The organism is Pseudomonas sp. PA-7-1E, from assembly GCF_021605325.1.
Classification (GTDB): domain Bacteria; phylum Pseudomonadota; class Gammaproteobacteria; order Pseudomonadales; family Pseudomonadaceae; genus Aquipseudomonas; species Aquipseudomonas fluorescens_BV.
Genome location: NZ_WKFA01000116.1, coordinates 1 through 2,621, shown reverse-complemented (window position 1 = coordinate 2,621; position 2,621 = coordinate 1). Strand labels below are relative to the sequence as shown.

The window sequence follows — 2,621 nt, the reverse complement described above, 5'->3', positions numbered from 1 at the left end:
TGCGGATTCCACGCCATCCGGCCACCCAGTCCGCTCTCATCTGGCCAGGCATTCCACGGCCATCTGGCCACCTGTTCCACGGCCATCCGGCCGGGCAGTCGGAGCGCAGCGACGCAGGGGTTGCATTGTTAGTCTGAGGTGCCCGGTGTCGTCAATTTCTTCACCCGCTTTCTCATCGATTCGCCCTTGAGGTTGATCCGGTAGGCGTTGTGCACCAGGCGGTCGAGGATGGCATCGGCCAGGGTCGGATCGCCGATCAGTTCGTGCCAGTTGTCCACCGGCATCTGGCTGGTGACCAGGGTCGAGCGCTGGCCGTAGCGATCATCCAGTAGCTCCAGCATGTCGCGACGCTGTTCGGCGGTGAACGGGGCCAGACCCCAGTCATCGAGGATCAGCAGGTCGGTCTTGGCGTAGCTGCTCATCAGCTTGGCGAAGCGCCCGTCGCCGTGAGCCAGGCCCAACTCCTCCAGTAGGCGCGGCAAGCGCAGGTAACGCACGCTGTAGCCCTCTCGGCAGGCCTGGTGGGCCAGGGCGCAGGCCAGCCAGGTTTTGCCCACGCCGGTGGGGCCGCTGATGATCAGGTTGAGGCCGTCGCGTAGCCACTGGCCGCTACCCAGTTGCAGGATCAAGCCCTTGTCCAGCCCGCGCGGGCTGCGGTAGTCGATGTCTTCGAGGCAGGCGTTGTGCTTGAGCCGGGCCTGGCGCAGGCGGCTGCTCAGGCGCTTGTCGTCGCGTTCAGTCAGCTCGCGGTCGACCAGCAGGCCGAGGCGTTCCTCGAAGCTCAGGCTGTCGATGTCCGGGGTTTTTAGTTGTTCGTTCAGCGCCTTGAGCATGCCGTGCAGGCGCAGGGTTTGCAGCTTGTCCAGGGTCGGATGGGGCAGCATGGTGGGATTCCTTGTGTTTAGTGGTAGTAGCCGGGGCCGCGCAGGTTGGCGTGGTCGTCCGGCAGCAGGGGCAGGTTGGCTTGAGCCAACGGCAGGCTTTCCAAACCCTGGCGCAGGATCGATTCGAGGCTCTTGTAGCTGCACGCACCGAGGCTGAGGGCGCGACGGCAGGCCAACTCCAAGCGCACTTCGCCATGGGTCTTGCCCAGGCGCAGGATGCCCAGGCAGGCCCGGTAGCCGTGAGTTGGGTGGATGCGCCGTTCGAGGATGTGGCTGATCACGCCGGCGGTGTTCGGTCCGGTCTGCTCGGCCCAGCGGATCAGCCGTTGCGGCGTCCACTCGGCATGCTCGCGATGGCTCTTGGGCATGTGCTCGGTCTGTGTGCTATGCCGGCCCTTGTGTGGCGAGCGCAGGTGGCTGGCCACCCGCTGGTTGGCGTGGAAGCACTCGACGGTGCGCGCCGTCAGCCGTACTTCCAGCTGTTTCTTCACCAACTGGTAGGGCACCGAGTAGTAATGTCCATCGACCTCGACGTGGTAGTCGATGTGCACCCGCGCCTTCTTCCACTCGGCGTAGACGTAGGGTTGCTCCGGCAGGGGGAGCAGCGCCGGACGATCCAGAGCTTCGAAGGCCGACTGCCGGGAGCCCGGCAGCTTGCGAAACGGTCGTCGGTTGAGCCGCTCCAGCAACCCGGCGATAGCGCTGTTGAGTTCATCCAGGGAGAAGAACTGGCGGTTGCGCAGGGCGGCGAGGATCCAGCGTTCAACCACCTGCACGCCGACTTCGGCCTTGGCCTTGTCGCGCGGTTTGCGTGCCCGCGCCGGCACCACCGCCACGCCATAGTGCTCGGCCAGATCGCGGTAGCTCGGGTTGATGTCCGGCTCGTAGCGATGGCTCTTACTCACCGCGCTTCGCAGGTTGTCCGGCACCACGATCTCCGGCACGCCGCCGAGGAAGGCGAAGCAGCGGGCATGGGAGCCTAGCCAGTCCGGCAGCTGCTGCGACCAGGTGGCTTCGGCGAAGGTGTAGCTGGATGCGCCGAGCACCGCGACGAACACCTGCGCCTGGCGGATCTCGCCGCTGTGGCGGTCGATCACCGGCACCGTCTGCCCGGCGTAGTCGACGAACAGCTTCTCGCCGACGCGATGTTCCTGGCGCATCACCACGTCCAGCTTGCCCTGCCAGGCCCGGTAGTGCTCGCAGAACCAGCTGTACTGAAAGCCCTGCGGCTGGCTCAGGCGGTACTCCTGCCAGAGCAGCGCCAGGGTTACGCCGGGGCGGCGCAGTTCGGCATGCACCCATGCCCAATCGGGTAAAGGCCGCTTCCCACTGGCAACCGTCGGGGCCGGCGGGAACAGTTGCTGCTCCAACTCGGCATCGGACAACGAACAGGGCCAGGTGAGGCCGCTGGCGGCAAAACGATTGAGGTAGTCGCCGACGGTGACACGACCGACCTGCACGCTGACCGCAATCTGGCGAGCCGATAGTCCGACCTCGAACTTGAGACGTAGTACTTCGCGAATCTTACGCATGGATAAACGCTCCACGACAACCTCTCTGCTTCGAAAAAGAGGTCGATGGTAGTGAAGAAATCCTGCGTAGCTGCCTACCCGGTTGGGTGGCCGGATGGCCGTGGAATCAGTGGCCGGATGCGCGTGGAATGGGTGGCCGGATCACCGTGGAATCGGTGGTCAGATGCTCATGGAATGGGTGGCCAGATGACCGTGGAATCCGCAG

The 2,621-nt window shown here is 65.0% G+C and carries 2 protein-coding genes; both read right to left on the bottom strand.

Translation table 11 applies throughout. The annotated features are described in order from the left end of the window. Positions 1–128: 128 nt before the first annotated feature. Complete coding sequence (istB, locus tag GIW79_RS29430; protein WP_236456640.1) at positions 129–884, bottom strand: IS21-like element helper ATPase IstB; 756 nt, start codon at positions 882–884, stop codon at positions 129–131. Between the two features lie 17 nt (positions 885–901). Continuing rightward, positions 902–2,416, bottom strand: a complete 1,515-nt coding sequence (gene istA / locus GIW79_RS29425) for an IS21 family transposase (protein WP_236456638.1) — start codon at positions 2,414–2,416, stop codon at positions 902–904. Positions 2,417–2,621 lie beyond the last annotated feature (205 nt).